This is a genomic window from Luxibacter massiliensis (assembly GCF_900604355.1).
Classification (GTDB): domain Bacteria; phylum Bacillota; class Clostridia; order Lachnospirales; family Lachnospiraceae; genus Luxibacter; species Luxibacter massiliensis.
Window position 1 is genome coordinate 1758410 of record NZ_UWOE01000001.1, and the last position, 17126, is coordinate 1775535.

19 protein-coding genes and 1 pseudogene are annotated in these 17126 nt (G+C 44.2%); 2 read left to right on the forward strand and 18 right to left on the reverse strand.

What is annotated here, in order from left to right; all coding sequences use genetic code 11:
* Positions 1 to 64: 64 nt before the first annotated feature.
* Positions 65 to 475 (reverse strand): integrase core domain-containing protein, encoded by a 411-nt coding sequence (locus EFA47_RS20160; RefSeq protein WP_408631201.1) that lies wholly within the window; start codon positions 473 to 475, stop codon positions 65 to 67.
* A 407-nt stretch (positions 476 to 882) separates the two neighbouring features.
* Positions 883 to 996 (reverse strand): annotated as a pseudogene (locus EFA47_RS20165) (IS481 family transposase); the annotation flags it as partial.
* A gap of 205 nt (positions 997 to 1201) precedes the next feature.
* Between EFA47_RS20165 and EFA47_RS08075 the strand changes: the two are divergent.
* Together EFA47_RS08075 and EFA47_RS19845 are read left to right on the forward strand one after the other, a co-directional pair.
* A complete protein-coding gene (locus EFA47_RS08075) occupies positions 1202 to 1888 on the forward strand; it encodes a LysR family transcriptional regulator (RefSeq protein ID WP_122642805.1) in 687 nt (228 codons plus the stop codon).
* Positions 1889 to 1923: 35 nt separating this feature from the next.
* Positions 1924 to 2082: a hypothetical protein gene (locus EFA47_RS19845; protein ID WP_164689951.1), complete on the forward strand. Its 159-nt coding sequence runs from the start codon at positions 1924 to 1926 to the stop codon at positions 2080 to 2082.
* A 169-nt stretch (positions 2083 to 2251) separates the two neighbouring features.
* Here EFA47_RS19845 and EFA47_RS08080 read toward each other — a convergent pair whose 3' ends face one another.
* The 16 genes from EFA47_RS08080 to EFA47_RS08165 form a co-directional block, all read right to left on the reverse strand.
* On the reverse strand, positions 2252 to 3859 hold the full coding sequence (locus tag EFA47_RS08080) for an IS1182 family transposase (protein WP_122642806.1): 1608 nt from the start codon (positions 3857 to 3859) through the stop codon (positions 2252 to 2254).
* 151 nt (positions 3860 to 4010) lie between these two features.
* A complete protein-coding gene (locus EFA47_RS08085; RefSeq protein WP_164689952.1) occupies positions 4011 to 4727 on the reverse strand; it encodes a dihydrofolate reductase family protein in 717 nt (238 codons plus the stop codon).
* Positions 4728 to 4754: 27 nt separating this feature from the next.
* Complete coding sequence (locus tag EFA47_RS08090; protein ID WP_235853236.1) at positions 4755 to 5627, reverse strand: C39 family peptidase; 873 nt, start codon at positions 5625 to 5627, stop codon at positions 4755 to 4757.
* A 105-nt stretch (positions 5628 to 5732) separates the two neighbouring features.
* Entirely contained in the window at positions 5733 to 5990 is a 258-nt protein-coding gene (locus EFA47_RS08095) for a NusG domain II-containing protein (RefSeq protein WP_122642808.1), read from the reverse strand.
* 94 nt (positions 5991 to 6084) lie between these two features.
* Positions 6085 to 6510: a hypothetical protein gene (locus tag EFA47_RS08100; protein ID WP_122642809.1), complete on the reverse strand. Its 426-nt coding sequence runs from the start codon at positions 6508 to 6510 to the stop codon at positions 6085 to 6087.
* Between the two features lie 272 nt (positions 6511 to 6782).
* Positions 6783 to 8270 (reverse strand): flavodoxin, encoded by a 1488-nt coding sequence (locus EFA47_RS08110; RefSeq protein WP_122642811.1) that lies wholly within the window; start codon positions 8268 to 8270, stop codon positions 6783 to 6785.
* A gap of 130 nt (positions 8271 to 8400) precedes the next feature.
* Positions 8401 to 8907, reverse strand: coding sequence for a flavodoxin (locus EFA47_RS08115; protein ID WP_164689953.1), 507 nt, complete (start codon positions 8905 to 8907; stop codon positions 8401 to 8403).
* 123 nt (positions 8908 to 9030) lie between these two features.
* The gene (locus tag EFA47_RS08120; protein ID WP_122642813.1) at positions 9031 to 9438 is read right to left on the reverse strand and encodes a cupin domain-containing protein; all 408 of its coding nucleotides are present in this window, start codon (positions 9436 to 9438) and stop codon (positions 9031 to 9033) included.
* Between the two features lie 48 nt (positions 9439 to 9486).
* The gene (locus tag EFA47_RS08125) at positions 9487 to 10659 is read right to left on the reverse strand and encodes an iron-containing alcohol dehydrogenase (protein WP_122642814.1); all 1173 of its coding nucleotides are present in this window, start codon (positions 10657 to 10659) and stop codon (positions 9487 to 9489) included.
* Positions 10660 to 10918: 259 nt separating this feature from the next.
* Positions 10919 to 11614: a DUF4405 domain-containing protein gene (locus EFA47_RS08135; protein WP_122642816.1), complete on the reverse strand. Its 696-nt coding sequence runs from the start codon at positions 11612 to 11614 to the stop codon at positions 10919 to 10921.
* Positions 11615 to 11935: 321 nt separating this feature from the next.
* Positions 11936 to 12982 (reverse strand): zinc-dependent alcohol dehydrogenase, encoded by a 1047-nt coding sequence (locus EFA47_RS08140; RefSeq protein ID WP_206215521.1) that lies wholly within the window; start codon positions 12980 to 12982, stop codon positions 11936 to 11938.
* A gap of 18 nt (positions 12983 to 13000) precedes the next feature.
* Complete coding sequence (locus EFA47_RS08145) at positions 13001 to 13729, reverse strand: flavodoxin (RefSeq protein ID WP_122642817.1); 729 nt, start codon at positions 13727 to 13729, stop codon at positions 13001 to 13003.
* A gap of 19 nt (positions 13730 to 13748) precedes the next feature.
* On the reverse strand, positions 13749 to 14837 hold the full coding sequence (locus tag EFA47_RS08150; RefSeq protein ID WP_122642818.1) for a flavodoxin: 1089 nt from the start codon (positions 14835 to 14837) through the stop codon (positions 13749 to 13751).
* Entirely contained in the window at positions 14834 to 15094 is a 261-nt protein-coding gene (locus tag EFA47_RS08155; RefSeq protein WP_122642819.1) for a hypothetical protein, read from the reverse strand. Before EFA47_RS08155 ends, EFA47_RS08150 begins: the two co-directional genes overlap by 4 nt.
* A gap of 135 nt (positions 15095 to 15229) precedes the next feature.
* Positions 15230 to 16240 carry an aldo/keto reductase gene (locus EFA47_RS08160; RefSeq protein WP_122642820.1) on the reverse strand — a complete coding sequence of 337 codons (1011 nt, stop codon included), beginning with the start codon at positions 16238 to 16240 and terminating at the stop codon, positions 15230 to 15232.
* Positions 16241 to 16252: 12 nt separating this feature from the next.
* On the reverse strand, positions 16253 to 17119 hold the full coding sequence (locus tag EFA47_RS08165) for a LysR family transcriptional regulator (RefSeq protein ID WP_122642821.1): 867 nt from the start codon (positions 17117 to 17119) through the stop codon (positions 16253 to 16255).
* Positions 17120 to 17126 lie beyond the last annotated feature (7 nt).

Genomic DNA, 17126 nt, shown 5'->3' on the forward strand with positions numbered 1-17126 from the left:
TACCCTTTTTACCAGAAAATTTCTTTTTACTTTTTTCAATTATTGTAGGTTTGTCAAACATTTGTTACACTGACCGCAAATAATCCTGAAGCACTTCATTCGGCGATTTCCATCCCAAGGGGCGCATGGGGAACTTGTTGTAATCTTTACGGTTATACACCTTCAACTGTTTTGCGAAGTCCTCAAAGGAATAAAACAGGTGGGTTGCATAAAACTGCTCATTGTCCTTCCTGTGGCTGCGTTCCACCTTCCCATTGTGGCGGGGAGTAAAGGGCCGGATGACTTTGTGGTGAATGCCGTGCATTTCCAGGTGTTTCTGGAAGAGCGTGGATTTGTCCCGGTGAGTAGTAAAACGATTGGTAAATTCCGTGCCATTGTCTGTCTGAATACACGCAATAGGACAAGGAAAGGCCCCCACAAGGTGATCCACAAACTGTGCGGAAGAATAGGTGCTGTGCTCCTCGAAAGCTTCCACAAAACGCCATCTGGAATACTCCTCAATAGCGGTGTACTGAAAGAATGTTTTCCGATTACCTTGCTGTTTTTCAGGCAGGCGGAAGGGACAAATTTCACATCCACCTGAATGCGCTGTCCAGGATAGTCCATCTTTTCATAAGGTTTGGGAATATACTTTGGGTTCGGTGGGTGTACGGCCATGATGCCCTGCTTTTTAAGGAAGCGGTAAAGGCCCGGAATGGAACGGGAATAGCCGCGCTGGCGGAGCTTAACCCAGAAGACGACGAGTCCGTCGTGAGAGTTTCTGCGTCGTATGGAGAGGACCATCTTAATCTCAGCCTCTGTATGCTGGTTAGGATGGTGCAGGGGGCGTCGAGACCGGTCCCGGAGGGAGTCCCAGGAGCCGTCATAACGTCGTTTCCACCGGTAGATATACTGTCTGTTGGTTTTATATTTGACAGCGGCTTTGGTGACGCCAAATTTTTCAGCATACTTGATTAAGGATAGACGGTATCTCATATCTTGTGTTATACTAGCCATGCGGGGAAGCTCCTTATGTTTTTTGTTTTGTGGTGATTCAAATATAACACAAAGAGGCTATCCTCGCTTTTTATTTATTCAGTTGTAACACATGTATTGTAATCCTACAGTTCTGATTTCATTCCATCCGATTGTCGCTTGACATGGAATCTCCCGTTATTTTATAATTCTATTAATTAACAGTTTATATAAAGGAGAGCAAGTCATGTATGACCCAAAGCTAAAGGTTTTTATCGAAGTAGCAGACTGCGGGAGCTTTACACAGGCAGCGGAACGTTTGTATCTTTCTCCCACTGCCGTTATGAAACAGATGAACCTTCTGGAAAGTCACATCGGTCTTCCTCTGCTGGAGCGTACACGGCAGGGAGTCTCACTGACTGCCGCCGGAAGTTCTATTTATCAGGATGCAAAAGCTCTCTTTCAGTGGTCCGATGAAGCGATTCAAAGAGTCCGCCAGGCTCAGGGAATTGAGCAGCGCACGGTTCGGATCGGCACTTCAACCTTATATCCGGGCATGCGTCTGATGGAACTGTGGGGAAAGGTAAGTGATTCCTGGCCGATGTTCCGTTTAAAGATGGTTCCTTTTCCGGACGATCCTACTCTCATGTTTTCAGATCTGGGGCGGCGCTATGATTTATTCTGTGGTATCTATGACTCTGACTTGGCCAGGCATTTGTGCCGCTTCCTTCCTCTTGGGCAGGATTATTTTGGTCTGGCCATGTCACGCCGGCATCCGCTGGCAGAGCGGAAACATCTGTCCATCGGCGATTTATCTGGCCGGCATCTTCTGATTATGCCCGGGGCAGCAGTCCTTCTAATGACCGTGTCCGCATCTGGCTGGAGCAAAACGCCAGTATCCTTCTGGAAGACGCTCCGCCCCACTATGATGTAGAGACATTTAACCGCTGCGAGGAACTGGGATGGCTTTTGCTGACAGTTGGTGAATGGCAGGACATCCATCCGTCCCTGGTAACGGTTCCCTTAGATGTGCAGGAGTCCATTCCCTATGGGATCATCTATTCCTGCAAAGCTAATGTGGACACCCTGCGTTTTTTGGAAATTGTGGGGGAACTGGCAGGTTTATGATTTTAAAGACGTTCCAAAGTTAATAAAAGAGGGTGTCGCAAAATCATCAAATTAGATGATTGAGCGGCACCCTCGCTCTATATATGAAAAATCCGGATGGAATCCTTTTGTTTTGGGAATCCTTCCGGATTTTTGGCGTACTTTAATAATCTTTTTATTTTTCTTGTTCTTAAGCGGATTCTTTTACCGGATAAAGATGACTTCCCGTGCGTTCCTTCTGGATTTTTGCGTGTAGTTTATTGATGTTGTATCCCATACACAGCAAAAATATCTCCAGTTTTACCTTGCTTATCCCTCGCAGCAGAAATCTTTGAAATTCATAATCATTTTTCAATACACCAAAGGCTCCTTCTACCTGGATGGAACGGTTCCTTCTATATTTGATTCCTGTTTCACTTAGGATATTTTCATAGGATTCCTGCCGCTTTTCCAGAAAGCTTTTTGAAATATATAACCGTTTATTGCCCTTTGCTTTGGTACATTTCTCTTTATAAGGGCAGCCGTTACAGTTTTCGCATTCGTAAACAGTTACTTCTGATTCATAGCCGCTCTTGCTTTTTTGCTTTCTGATAAAAAGGGGAGACAGGGATTTCCCGGCATGGCAAATGTATGTGTCTGCTTCTTCGTCATATCCCATATTTTCACGTTTGCTGATATCTTGCTTGAAGCTCCGTTTCTTCCATTTCTCATAAGTCTGTGGTTTTATGTACGGTTTTTGCTTTGTGCTTCTCAGATAAGTATACGCTTCTTCACTTTCATAGCCTGAATCAGCTGTCACGCTCCGATAACGGAACCCCAGATTCGTTTCCATTGTTTTTAAAAAAGGAACCAGGGTCCAGACGTCATTCCGATCCTGAAAAATATCTGCTGATGCGATATATCCACTGTCTACTGCAATCTGGACATTATATCCGGGCTTTAACTGTGCATTTCTCATATGGTCATCTTTCATGTGCATAAAGGCCGCATCCGGATCTGTCTTACAATAATTATTTCTGCCTTGAAAACTTGCCGTATGCCAATCATAGATACCCTGTCGTTCAAGAAATCTTCGGAAAAGTTCTAAATATCGTTGGTTTTTACTTTTCCTTTTTCCTCGTCCTTGGACAAAAACAGTATGATCTATCCGGCACTGTTCTTCTAAAAAACGCACTGTTTTCTCTAAATCCTGCGTCCTTGTTTCTGAAGTAACAGAAAAATCTTGTATATATTCCTTGTTCAGAAGCTGTATGGTTTCCTGTATCTTCCGAAACATTTTTTCTTCCCATTTTCCTACTGATTTTTTCCAGACAAACGTATATTTGTTTGCACAGGCTTCTAACTTTGTTCCGTCAATAAACACAGTTTCCGCTGACAGTTCTCCGGAATCTTTCAATCGTTTTATGATTTGATAAAAGAGGTTTTCACAGGCATCTGCCAAAAATCCGGTACGAAAGCGGGCAATGGTGCTGTGATCCGGAGTTTTTTGTCCAGCCAGCAGCCACATAAAGTTGATGTCCCTCCTGCAAGCCGTTTCGATTTTTCTTGAAGAATAAATATTTTGAGAATAAGCGTAGGTCAGGATCTTGAACATGGTCTTTGGATCGACTGCGGGATTTCTGCCTTTGGCAGAGTAAGCCTGATACAGCAAGCTGTAATCCAGATCCTCCAATTCGTGGCTCAACAACCGAACAGAATCATCATCAGGAACCAAACCTTCCAAATTTAATGGCAAAACCAGTTGATAAGGTTCGCCAAATCCGGTATAATTTTTATGGTATTTTAATTTACTTGACATATCTTATTATACCATGGATTGCGGACTCTTCGGAGTCCGTTTTCTATTTTAGGGTACAAAAAAGGAGCGCTGCTCCATAGGTGATTACTCACCTATTTTGCAACGCCCCCTTTTGCTATATCATAATCTTAGTAAATCTTTTTATATGCTTTTAAGGTATGACTTTATACTGAATCCAAAGTCCATTTCCATCCAGCCTTTCTATAGCTTTCAGTTCAAATTTCATTGCTGGATACTCAGTTAGATCTGCTTTTGTCTCAAAGAGTGTCGGTGTGTGGACTGCTCCGTCTGCAATCGGCGTAAGTACAAGACTTAATTCATCAATCAGCCCTTTCTCCATAAAAGAACCGTTCAGGCTTCCGCCGCCCTCCAGGAGCAGCAAATCAACCGCTAATACATTTTTTACTTTTTTTAGGAGAAGCTCCATATCCAGCTCCATCTTTCCCGCAAACAGATAGGAAATCTCCATCCGCTGCAAAAATGCAAGGAACTCATTGGAAACTTGTTCTGTCAGAATCTCCACAATATGTGCCTCTGACCTGCCGTTATATGGATCAATCGTATTTGCCGGCCAGCCTAATTTTCCCCTTGTATCTACGGACAGGCAATAAACCTTGGCATCTGTCCTGGCAAGAAAATCAGTTCTCGGAATTTCATAATCCACTTTCTGTAAATCCGGTTCCTTTCCCAACGTAAAATTTTCTTCCATCGTTTTTCTTCCGCACATCCATGCATTTGCGCCAAAGGACTCATGGATTCTGTCATAGGCATCCATCGTCTTTCTTGCATACTCATCAAACATATACGGTCCGGTTATTTTCCCATCCAAAGCCGTAAGCATATTACATAAAATATAAGGTCTGTCCATTTTAAAAACCCTCACTTTCATTAAAAATCATTCTATTACTACGCATTGAGAGCCACGCGTCATAAACACACTTTCAAACTGCTCCCTGCTGTATTGTATTTCTCCCGAAATGGGATCCGCAATGGTAACTGTTGCGTCTGTATAACCGATTAGAACTGCACCATGGTCATTAATACTCCAGTCCACATACTCCCCTGTTTCCGTATACCACCCTTGTGCATCTCTGCGATCTTCCATCTCAATTGTTACCCATACAACTACGGGTTGGTCTTTGCTGATTCTTCTATATAACTCTTCACTTTTACTTCCCGTAATATCTTTTGCTGTAAGCTGGCTTCCCTGTGACTGAAGATAAGTATTCGCCGCTGTTATAATTGCCTGGGTTCCGCATATCATCCCATTTTCAGAAAATGGATCGCCTACAAAAAATGCATTCATATCTGCACCATATAGCTTTCCATCTTCTCCATAGTACAAATCCGCTCCCGACTTCGGCAAGAATTCAGATGCCATTGTTGTTTTATCTACAGGAAACCCGTAATAATTTAACGCCATCGTAAGTGCAGTAATCTCACATCCGGTGGGCAGCTCCGGCATTTGCAGTGTAACCGGAAATTCTTGGATAGAATATTCTGCTGGCGCTGCCTCTTCCGTCTCCGAAGGATTTCTTTCTGTTTCTTTAGGATTGGTCTCTTGTACTTGCCCTGCATCCACTGCCTTTTTCTGTGTGTTTATATTGTTTGTTTTAGTTTTGCATTCTGCCGTCTGCTTTACTTCCTTCTGTAAACACGTTTTACTTTCCACCGCCTTTCCTGACATTCCGGTAAGTATCCCAAACACTGCCAGACTTACCACAATATCTACTATTTTTTTGAAATTTCTTTCCTTCTTCTTTTGCATTTTCCCGTCCTTTCTTTTGTATGAACTGCTGTGCGAATAAATCAGTAAATGCTCCGGCAATCATTCCCGTTTCTTTCACCAAATAGTGGTAAACAGTGTAAACTGTCAGGTCTGAGCCGCACACTCCGCAGATTTTACCCTCATTCTATGATTTTTAATTTCCACTGTGTTATGGCTCCCCTCATAGGCAAACTCCATTACCTTATCTTCTTCCTCTGCCAGATTCGCCTGAAATACGACTTTCCCATCCCGTACAATTTCAATCTGGTCTAGTTCAGATTTTCCAAATGTCCATATGGTTCCTATAATTCCGGTTAAAAAAATACAAATACAAACAGCTAAAATCCATTTTTGTTTTTTCATTTTTCCAGCACTGTTACCTTTTCTGTCCGCCCTTTACTTAAAGCGAACTGCTCCGCAATGGCCGCTGTCACAATAACCTCGTTTTCATTGGTAATCAGCAGCATATCAAATCCGCCATGATTTCTCCAATAATTTTCAGCTTCTTTTCTTCCCATAACATACAAGGATGTCGAGAGAGCACCGTTCGTCTGTTCTGCCATTTGAAGCGCAAAGGAAACAAGTCCGCTGTTTCTTTCTGAATTACAATTTCTGCACCATTACTGTGATTTGCAGTATAAATGTCACTTTCTTCTCTGGTCACAGACCGCATATTTTCCAAATCAATTATATAATCCTTTGTTTCCTCTAACGCAGACTTAGCATTCTCGCCGTATGCCTGAAACGTCATAAATGTATTCATGGCGAACATACTATTCTCGGCCTTTTGTTCTTCTGTTTTCTGCTTCACACCTGTACAGGCAGTCAATAAAAATATCACTGCAGAGAACATTACTGCCAAGAAGATTTTGTATCGTTTCATTCCTCGCCCTCCGGTTCTGAATCTATATCGAGTGCTGATTCCAGAGTCCGGAATTCTTCCTTATTTAACCGCACATTCCAGCCGCCCAAATTCTCAAAAATTCTTTCCTGATTCTTCGATCCCGGAATCGGTACAGCATTCGTATCCTTATCCCTCTGACTGACGGAGAGTAGCGAAACTCTTTCCCTTTCGGCTGCTGTCTTTTGCGCATTACATGGACTTACATTATGAATATTTTCAAGGCTCATCTATTTCATTTACAAACTTTTATATTAGTTTACAGCAATTCCGTTTGTTTCCAACCATTCCGCCACATCATTATCTAGTGAGTCTCCTCCGGAATAGTGGATAGAAAGTCCTTCACCCATTGTTGCATCAGGAACCAATTTTGCAATTGCTGTCAGACTCTGGCCAAAACGCCCACCACCATGACTGCAAAATGGAACAATCGTCTTGCCGGAAAAGTCGTATTCTTCAAGGAACGATGCAATGGGCATGGGAATTGAAGCCCACCAGTTCGGATACCCAAGCAAAATCGTATCGTATTGCTCCATATTCTCCACATGAGAAGCCAATTCCGGTCGTGCCTGTTCATTTTGGTCTCTCTGAGCCTCGTCCAGCACAGTGTTGTAGTCACTGGAATAAGGGTTCACCAGCGTAATCTCGAACAAATCAGCTCCGGTCTGACCTTGAATTTCTTCGGCAACGCCCTGTGTATTACCGCCCCATGAAAAGTAAGCGATCAGTACATTACCGTTACCTGTATTTTCATCTGTCTGTGCATTGGAACCAGCCACGGTTCCACTTCCGGCTACTGCATTTCGTACCAGACGGATGCCGATATTAAAGCTGCCTTTTTCCTGATCCATGGTAGCACGATAAGCAGAACGCATATTTTTCGCAAAATCATTCCAGCCGCCGCCACGATATATCCGTCTGGTTCCCGTTTCAGAACCGGCTGGATCCGTCTGATTGTCTGTTTCGTAAGCACCATAGGCATCCCATGTCCATTCGCCTACATTGCCGTGCATATCATAGAGTCCCAGCGGATTGGCTTCAAAACTTCCTACCGCTACTGTGGTCTGCCGGTATTCACCCGGCTGCACCTCCAGATTCCCCTGAGAAAAATAATTTTCCTCAATCATATAAGGATAATGTCCGTAATAATTAGCGTCCTCTGCACTGGGAGAAATCTCCATATAAAAAGGGGTTGTAGTTCCCGCGCGGCAGGCATATTCCCATTCAGCCTCCGTAGGCAGACGATAACCATTTGCACTGCGATCCCAGCTCACATTCCCGCCATCAATAGTATAAACCTCTGTTAAGCCTTCCTGCCCGCTTCTGGCGTTACAATAAGACACCGCATCCAGCCAGGAGATATTTTCAACCGGCAGGTCTGCCCCGGAAAAATTGCTGGGATTGTTCCCGGTAACGGCTTCGTATTCTGCCTGTGTCAACTCGTACCGGCTCATATAAAAATCGCTGACCGTCACCGTGTGTTGTATTTCATCCTCACTGCGCCATGCCTCATCTTCCGGACTTCCCATTTGGAAAGTTCCACCTTCCACAAAGACGAAGTCTTCCGGAATCTCCGCCTCGCTAGGCAAGGAAGCTGTGTTGTTTTCTTCCATTTCCGTTTCCTCCACAATACCGGAAGTTTCAGCTTCTTCCATCTCCTCTCTTTGCCCACAGGCTGTCAGAGAAAAAAGCATAACAGCCGATACTAAAAAAGCAATAAGTAAACCTATATTTTTCTTCATAAGTACGCATCCCCTTTTCTATTTTGATATAGTGTCTATATGTTTTTTCATATTTCTTGTATTTTTATATATAAAAGGCAGACAGCAGCGAAATTCTTCTCCTTCCACTGCTGTCTTTTGCGTATTTCTTTTAAAGTATACCAAGGTCTTGAAGCCAAGGCTCGATATCTGTCGCATCATTTACCGTAAGTCCATCCGCAATCACTGCATCCGGACAGAGTTCCTCAAAGATATGCAGGCTGTTTCCAATATCATCGCTGGCGCTGGTACAAAACGGAATGATTGTCTTTCCTGCAAAATCATTGTTCGCAAGGAAGGTCGATATCATCGCCGGCGCTTCATCCCACCAGATTGGATAACCGACAAAAATGGTATCATAAGCTTCAAGATTCTCAATATCGGTTATAATTTCCGGCTGTTCGCCTTCCTGAATCTCTGCCTCTGCTTCTGCTTCCAGATCCCCGTATTCTTCTGCACGCTCAATCTTAGAAAGCGTACCTCCGGTGAGTGCTGCAATCTGTTCTGCGGCGGATTCTGTTGTACCTGTATTGGAATAATACACAATTAATACCTTATCTGCCTCCAATGGTTCTGTTGTGTCTGTATCCGCTGAGGTATCATTCTCGTTCTGATTCACAGCTACATTTTGCGCTTCCTCTTTTGTATCAGAAGATGATTCACCGCATGCAGTCAGCCCTAGTGCCAGCAGCAAGGTTACAATAACTGGTACGATTCTTTTTTCATCCGCATCCCTCCATGTCTATAAATCTCCATATGCATCATTATCTACCGGTTCACACCATTCATTAGATGTCTCTTCCCCCGGCACCTCAATCGCCAGATGTGTAAACCAACTGTCTTTGGCCGCTCCATGCCAGTGTTTGACTTCCGGTGGGATAATCACCACATCGCCCGGATTCAGTTCTCTTGCCGGTTTCCCCCACTCCTGATACCAGCCCTTTCCGTCTGTACACAATAAAATCTGCCCTCCTCCGCTTGTCGCATGATGAATATGCCAGTTGTTACGGCATCTTGGCTCAAAAGTGACGTTTGCAACGCCCACCCCTTCCATACAGAGCATTTTCAGATAACTCTGTCCGATAAAAAACTGTCCAAATGGATTTTCTTCTCCCAGTTCAAATACTGGCTTAAATTCCGTTTTACTCATTATAATCACCCTCTCTTTCTTGATTTCATATCTGAAACATTCTTTACCTTACCGATATGCTTTTTCAAAAATGGCTGCACATTCTTCATCTGACATCGGAACCCGGTCACAGAAGAACAGGCCGCCCATGGTAGTCCTCGCATTCTTTGCCAATGTCATAAATTCCTCTGGCATGATTCCGTAATCCGACATTTTTAAGTCTGCCACGCCACATTCTTCCTGTAATTTCACCAATGCTGTAATAAAATCCATCGGTTCTTTCGCCTCTTTCATCCCCAAAGCGTGAGCCATGCGGACAAAACGCTCATCGCAGGCGTGATTTTTAACAAAATGCGTAAAATATTCTTTGGAAATCATAATCAACCCCGCTCCATGAGGAAGTTCATGGTGATAGGCACTCATGGCGTGTTCCATAGAATGCTCACTGGTACAGCCGCTGAGCGTCATCACTACACCGGACAAGGTGTTTGCGAATGCCACATGTTCCCTTGCTTCCATATCAGAACCGTCTTTTACGGCCCGCGCCAGATAAGCACCGATATTTTCGATTGCAGTCAGGGCATACATATCGGACATCAGGTTTGCCGCTGCTGAAATATAACACTCTACACTGTGGAACAAAGCGTCAAACCCCTGATATGCCGTAAATTTCGCCGGAACAGATTTCATAAGTCCTGGATCTACCACTGCAATCTGCGGGAACAAAGAATCATATCCTCCAAATCCAATTTTTTCATTTGTCTCTTCATTGGAAACCACACCCCACTGGTCTACCTCACTTCCCGTTCCCGCCGTCGTGGTAATCGCCACAAGGGGAAGCGGTTCTTTCGTAAGGGTCAGTCCTTTTCCAGTTCCCCCACCGATATAATCCCATAAATCTCCGCCATTTGTTGCCATGGCCGCAATTGCCTTAGATGCGTCTATAACACTGCCTCCACCGAGGGCAATAATGAAATCACACCCATTCTCCCTTGCAAATGCAGCGCCTTCCATCACAGTTGACTTCAGCGGATTTGCCATAATCTTATCAAACAAAACGGTTTCCACACCTGCCATTTTTAGTTCCTGCTGCGTCTTGTCAAGCGCTCCGTTTTCTTTCGTTGATTTTCCATCGGAAATCACAATCATCGCCTTTGTTCCCGGCAGTTTCTGCTCATGGAGATTGGAAAGCTGTCCCTCTCCAAATAAAATTCTTGTTGGTACATACATCTGAAAACTCATAATAATAATCCTCCTTTTTGAATCTTGTTTATTTTATACATTGTAATCCTTGCAAATACGCTGTAATATAATGAACCGCCTCTTGAAAACTCTCCCCATGGAAAGCATGGCCTCCGTCGGAAAGAATATGGAATCCGGCATCTGGATAAGTTTCAGACGCACGTTCAGAGTACGACATAACGACTATCCCATCCCCATCACCATGCAAAATAAGGACCGGTTTCTCAAATGTTTTCATATCCTCATAAACACCACGGTTCTACTCTCCTTGTTTTTTCTTCTTTGCTGACAATCTTTGTATCCCACGCGACAGATAGTAGGAAAGACATGCCCACAATCCCATCATCGCAAGATACTCCGCTAAAAATGAAATCAAAGTCTGCTGCATATCAAAGAAGACAAACTGGTTTTTTAAAAGCATATAAGAGAGTAGATTATGTTTTAAGAACGCATATACCCCGAATCCGCTGATCAGAAGCGCCAGAACACGTAATGCCCATGTCTGCGGTTTTGACGGTTCCTTCTGCTTCCTGATCTTTCGTACCATCCCCAGTATCATTCCCCAGTGCAGTCCAAGGTGGACACTCATCAAAAGAAATCCCCAATAAGCAGTTACCATATGAAGCATCCGGGCAAAGCCCATACCGCCGTCAATGGGAAGGAAGGAAAATACAGTCCTTGACATAATGATTCCGCTTACCATCAATCCAAGCATACAGAACAGTACAGAAAAATTAACGACTGTCTGAAGAACACGAAAACCGGAATACCTCCCTTTGAACAGATTGCGGTACCATCTGATATTTAAAACATGATGAAGAATAAATAGTACGAACATGATGGATCCAATCCATTCATGCGCCGTATTTCCGACCAGCATATATGCCATTTGGAATAACAGCAGGATCGTCATCACCAGGTCTATGGACATTTTCAGTATCATTTTGGGTTTCAACTATATCATCTCTCCTTCCTCAGAAAACTTCCCTTTTGTTTACACCCATAGTATATTCCATTCCCTTATCCATGTCTAATGCTTATGTTGAATCCATTTACATGCTTATTAGGTATAAATCACGGCATTTCACCACTTGATGCGCATAGAACAAAGAATGTGCCTTGGCACATTCTCCGCTTCATCGTCCAAAATATGCCTGAATTTTCTGCATACGTTCTGTCTGTACTACATGGAATGGGCAACGTGTATCCCAATGCCCACAGTCGATACAGTCTCCGCCCTGGTAATCTGCCCCAAAATGAATCTGGAAAATATGCTTTAGGGTTTTATGACCGCTTTTAAGATTGGATCATTTTCGTCTGTCAGCCGCTCGAAAGTCTGCTGCAGTTCTTCTAAAGGCAGAATATCTGTCACATACTGTTCCGGATCAATCATACCCGCCGCAATCAGATCAATGGTTTCTTCAAATTCCTGTCTAGTACAAGAAACGCTCCCCTTTAATGTGATCTCCCTCAGTACCGCTTTATTCATTTCAAATGCAACGGTATCTGGTATGGAATTTCCAATCATGACTACTTTGCCGCCTGGTCTGACCGCATTGACACAAGTACTTAAAGCGCTCTCTGCCCCTACCACTTCAAAGGCGATATCGAACCCACCGTTGGTATCCTGCACCATTTTTGCAACCTGCGCAGAATCATTCCCGTCATAAAAGGCTTCAAAATCACCGGATACTTTCGCTTTCTGAATTTTTAAATCATTAATTTTAGACATTGCCACATAAGAAGCCCCTGCTTTTTTCGCCAGATTTCCAATCATATGTCCGATAATACCGCTTCCTGCAACGAGAACCTTATCATGTAGTTTGATACCAGAATGCTTCACTGCGTGGTATGCCACCATGAGGGGATCAATCAGTCCCGCCGCCACATCGGAAACAGCGTCCGGCAGCTTGTAGGCGTTGGATGCTTTTCCCACAAATTTCTCTGCATAGCCGCCGTTACAAACAAAGCCGATGTAATTGGTTCCGTTCACATCCCGGCATAATTGCTCATGACCTGACATACACATATCACATTTCCCGCAGTACAGGTTCGCCCAAAAGACTACTCTGTCCCCAATTTGAAACTGGCTGTCTCCCGGGTCCGTCACACCCCCGCAGAACTCATGGCCCATAATCAATTCCTTTCCCGCCTTTGCGCCCCAGCCGCTTCCTGACTTCCACATGTGGATGTCGCTTCCGCAGACGCCGCAGGCGGATACCTTTATTTCAATCATTCCCGGCTCCATCTGCGGAACCGGAACCTCTCTCATTTCTATTGTTTTGGGAGCCACCAGTACTCCCGCTTTCATCATCTCTGCCATAATATTTTCTCTTCCTTTCTACTGCAGATACCCCAGTCCTGCCAGCCATTCTTCCACATCACTTTGTGCCTCCATCGCACTGGAGTCGCTGAGCGCCAGCCCTTCCTGTACCGCTGCCCCCGGTTCTGCACTTTCAATTGCACGGATACTTCCAGAAAAACCACTTCCTCCGGATGTAACAAACGGAACGATGGTCTTGCCTGCCAGATCATATTCATCCAGAAAGCTGTACATTGCCATTGGCATATCGCCCCACCAATTCGGGAATCCGAAAAAGATCGTGTCGTAGCTGTCCAGATTCTCAATATGAGCAGAGAGTTCAGGTCTTAAATCCGCACTCTGCTCTTCCTGCCCCTGATCTACCGTTTCATTATAGTCTGAGGGGTATTTCTCTGTTGTCTGAATAGAGAACAATTCTGCCCCCGTCGCCTCACTGATCATGTGGGCCACCGCGCCTGTATTTCCCGTCATTTCACTATTCCATGTCTGAATGCTTGCACTGGAAGATGCGTCAACCCCTTCTGGCAGGTCCGCATTCTCTGCATAGGTAAAGTATGCTACCAGCATATTAGAAGAACCGCTTACAGAAGAATCGTCCGTCGGATTCGCTTCTTCCCGTGTTTCCGCCTGTTGATTTTCCTGTGCTGCCACATTTGTTTCCTCTTCCTGATTTTTGTCATTTCCACATGCTGTCATAGAAAGTGCAAGCATTGCTGCAAGTAATATAGAAACGCTTCTTTTTTTCATGGTCTTATACCTCCAACTCTTATTGTACTGGTTCAAATGTAATTTCCACATCTTGGGACAGTTCATCAAATACCCCCAGGTCAGATGTTACTTTTCCAATGGGAATGACTTCCATTGTCAGATCCGGGTTATCGGTCTGTGCATAAAAGATTGCCAACGTATTATTCCGGCTGCAGTAGGTAATGTCTCCGTTTTCAAAAAAGAGCTGTCCTTCTCCCGCATTTTCCGGTGTAAAGTCGATCCCCCCGTAATATTCCCTGCCACCGAAATTCCCCATAGATACAGTCAGCGGGAACTGTTCGCTGACTTCCTGTGCAAGAGCCGTATCGTAAATGACGCCCTCCAACACCTCATCCCCGATGGTAATCTGAATCGGTGTTCCACTCTGGCCTTCACTTACATTACCGGAAGAACCACTGATTCCGATTTCATTCAGCCACTGTACAACGGTGTCCTCTGCTCCCGGCACATTCTCCGCTTCTATGGCAAGGCCTGAGAGAACTTCTGCTCCTGGTACTGTCTCCGCAATGTCGCTGTAGCTGCCTCCTGCGCCATAACCGTCATGTGTACAGAACGGAATGACTGTTTTCCCTGACAGATCGTATTCTTCTAAAAAAGAGAAAATCGCCTGTGGGGCATTGGTTGCCCAGATTGGATATCCGATAAATACAGTGTCATACTGTGAAATGTCAACATCGCTGCTTTTGAGCTCCGGCAGAGTCCCCGCATCCATCTCCTCATGATTCTGATCTACTACAGCATCAAAATCTGTGGAATACGGCTCCGTCGTTTCGATCAGATGCATATCTCCTCCTACTCCAGACTGAATCATTCTTCCCACATACTCTGTAGTCCCGTAAAGCTCTGTTCCCTCTTCCACCAGACTTGCAGAAGTGGTTGCATCTATATTCTCCGGATATTCTGCATTCTTGCCCAATGTAAAATACGCAATCAACACATGATTCTCCTGTGCCAAATCCTTTGTCTGTGTATTTTCCTGTACTGCTGTTTCATTTTTTTCCGTATCCTGCCCGGATGCCTGCCCCTGACAAGCGCTCAATACGCCTCCAAGCAACAATGCTAAAATAGAAATGCCTAATTTTTTCATTTATGTTTGCCTCCTTCCTCCTGCTTGATCCGGCGGATCAAAAAATCTACTGAATCCAGGCACTGTTGTTTCTTGTGAATATCATCCAGCATTTCAAACCGGAACTTCCGCAAAATCCGAATCTGATTTTCTTCTGAATCTCCCTGCCGCTGCAGGGCTGTCAGTTTTTCCAAGGAATCCATATCCATCCCGGCTTCTGCCAGAAAAAGAAACTGCTCACTGATATCATACCGACTGTTGGCTTCCATTACTGTCATAGAAATCCTCCTTAAAAAATGTAGGTGTAATCCCTGCTGCTTTGCTTTTGGGGTTTACACCTACAGTATAAATCTCGATCCTTGTCATGTCTAATACTTGGATTTCATATTAATAAATGCCTTCTGAGCATGAATTTACTTATTTTCTCTCCAATTTGCAGAAAAACTGGCTTGTTCTGACTCCACATATCCTCTGTGGCCATATACCTTACACTGGTTCAGCGCTGTTTCTAATGTCTGAAACTCATCCCCACTTAATTGTACATTCCAACTGCCCAGGTTTTCAAGGATTCTCTCCTGATTCTTGGATCCTGGAATTGGCACAGCATTGGGATATTTATGCAGCATCCACGCAAGCGAAATCTGTGCATTTGCCGCCTGTTTTTCTTCTGAGAATCTGGAAAGCACATCTATAATAGGCTGATTTGCTTTCAAGTTCTCTTCTGCAAGCTGAGGCACAAATTTGCGCACATCATCTCCTTCAAATTTTGTCTCCGCCGTTACCTTTCCTGAAAGAAAACCACTGGCAATAGGGGAAAACGGAACGACTCCGATGTTATGTTCCAGACAATAGGGGAAAATATCTTTTTCCAGCGCCCGCTCTACCATAGAATAAATACTTTGTACCGCTGAGACTGGAGTTACCGTGTTGGCACGGTCAAGGGTTTCTACAGATACCTGTGAAAGTCCCCAGCCGCGGACGAACCCTTCTTTTATAAATCTGCCCATCACTTCTGCAATATCCTCCACCGGTACAAGTTCATTCACCCGGTGAAGATAGTAAAGGTCAATATAATCTGTGTTCAGTCTTTTCATTGATGCTTTTAGATGACGGAGCATAATATCGTATAGATTATATCCCTTTGAAACTTCCTCTACGTTTAGGTGCAGCTTCGTGGCAAGCACCACGTCCTTCCGAAACGGACGGATGGCCTCGCCCACCAATTCTTCATTGTGTCCCGGATAAAACATTTCTGTTCCGTAACTCTCAGCTGTATCGAAAAAGGTACAGCCAAACGCAAAGGCTTTGTGAATCGCTTCCATGCTGTATGTTCTTTCCGGAACCTTTCCGTAGCCATGAGAAAATCCCATACATCCCATGCCGATTGGGGACACTTCCAAATCTCTTAATTTTCTTCTTTCCATAATGATAAACTCCTATTTTGTATTTCTTAAAAAATGAACAAACTCATGCACTGTATTCGTAAACATCTGATTTTTCTTCCACACTAAAACTGCCCCCGTCTCAATAGACGGAGAAAGCGGAATAAATTTCAAATCATCATACCGAAAATCCAAATCAAAGCAGAGTGCGGTTCCTACTTGATGGCGAACCATATTAGCAGCATTGCCGATTAAATTATAGGCAGCCGCTATCTCTATATTTTCAAAGTTCAGCCCAAACCAGGAAGACAGTTCATGCTGTACGCTCTGGCGCCCCGGTATCAACAGTGGGATCTCTTTCAAATCCATTGCCGTCACACATTCTTTTTCAGAAAGCGGTGAATTTACTGGCACTAAAACTCCCCATCGTTCTTTCTTTTCCATACGGATAAACTCATATTTAGAAATATTCACTGGTTCCATAAGAAGTCCGATGTCAAGCAATCCTTGTTCGATTCGATCTTTTATATCGTCCGCCGTCGCACTATAGATTTGAAAGCTCACCAGTGGATGTACTGTTCGGAATCTACGCATTCTCTCTGAAAGGAAAGACATATTCTGAGTTTCCCCGCAGCCAATCGCAACCTCCCCGGACAGCGCTTCTGCTTTGCCGTAAAATTCTGCTTTTGTCTTATCCGCCAATGCTATGATTTCCTGTGCTCTCCTTTTCAGGCGCAGCCCATCTTCGGTAAGGCTAATACTGTGTTTCCCTCTTTGAAACAATTTTACTTCCAGTTCCTCTTCCAACTGCATTAACTGCCTGGAGAGAGTCGGCTGCGTCACATGAAGCAGATTTGCAGCTCTCGTTATATTTTCCTCCCTGGCGACAATCAGAAAATATTTCAATACTCGCAGTTCCATCTTCCAT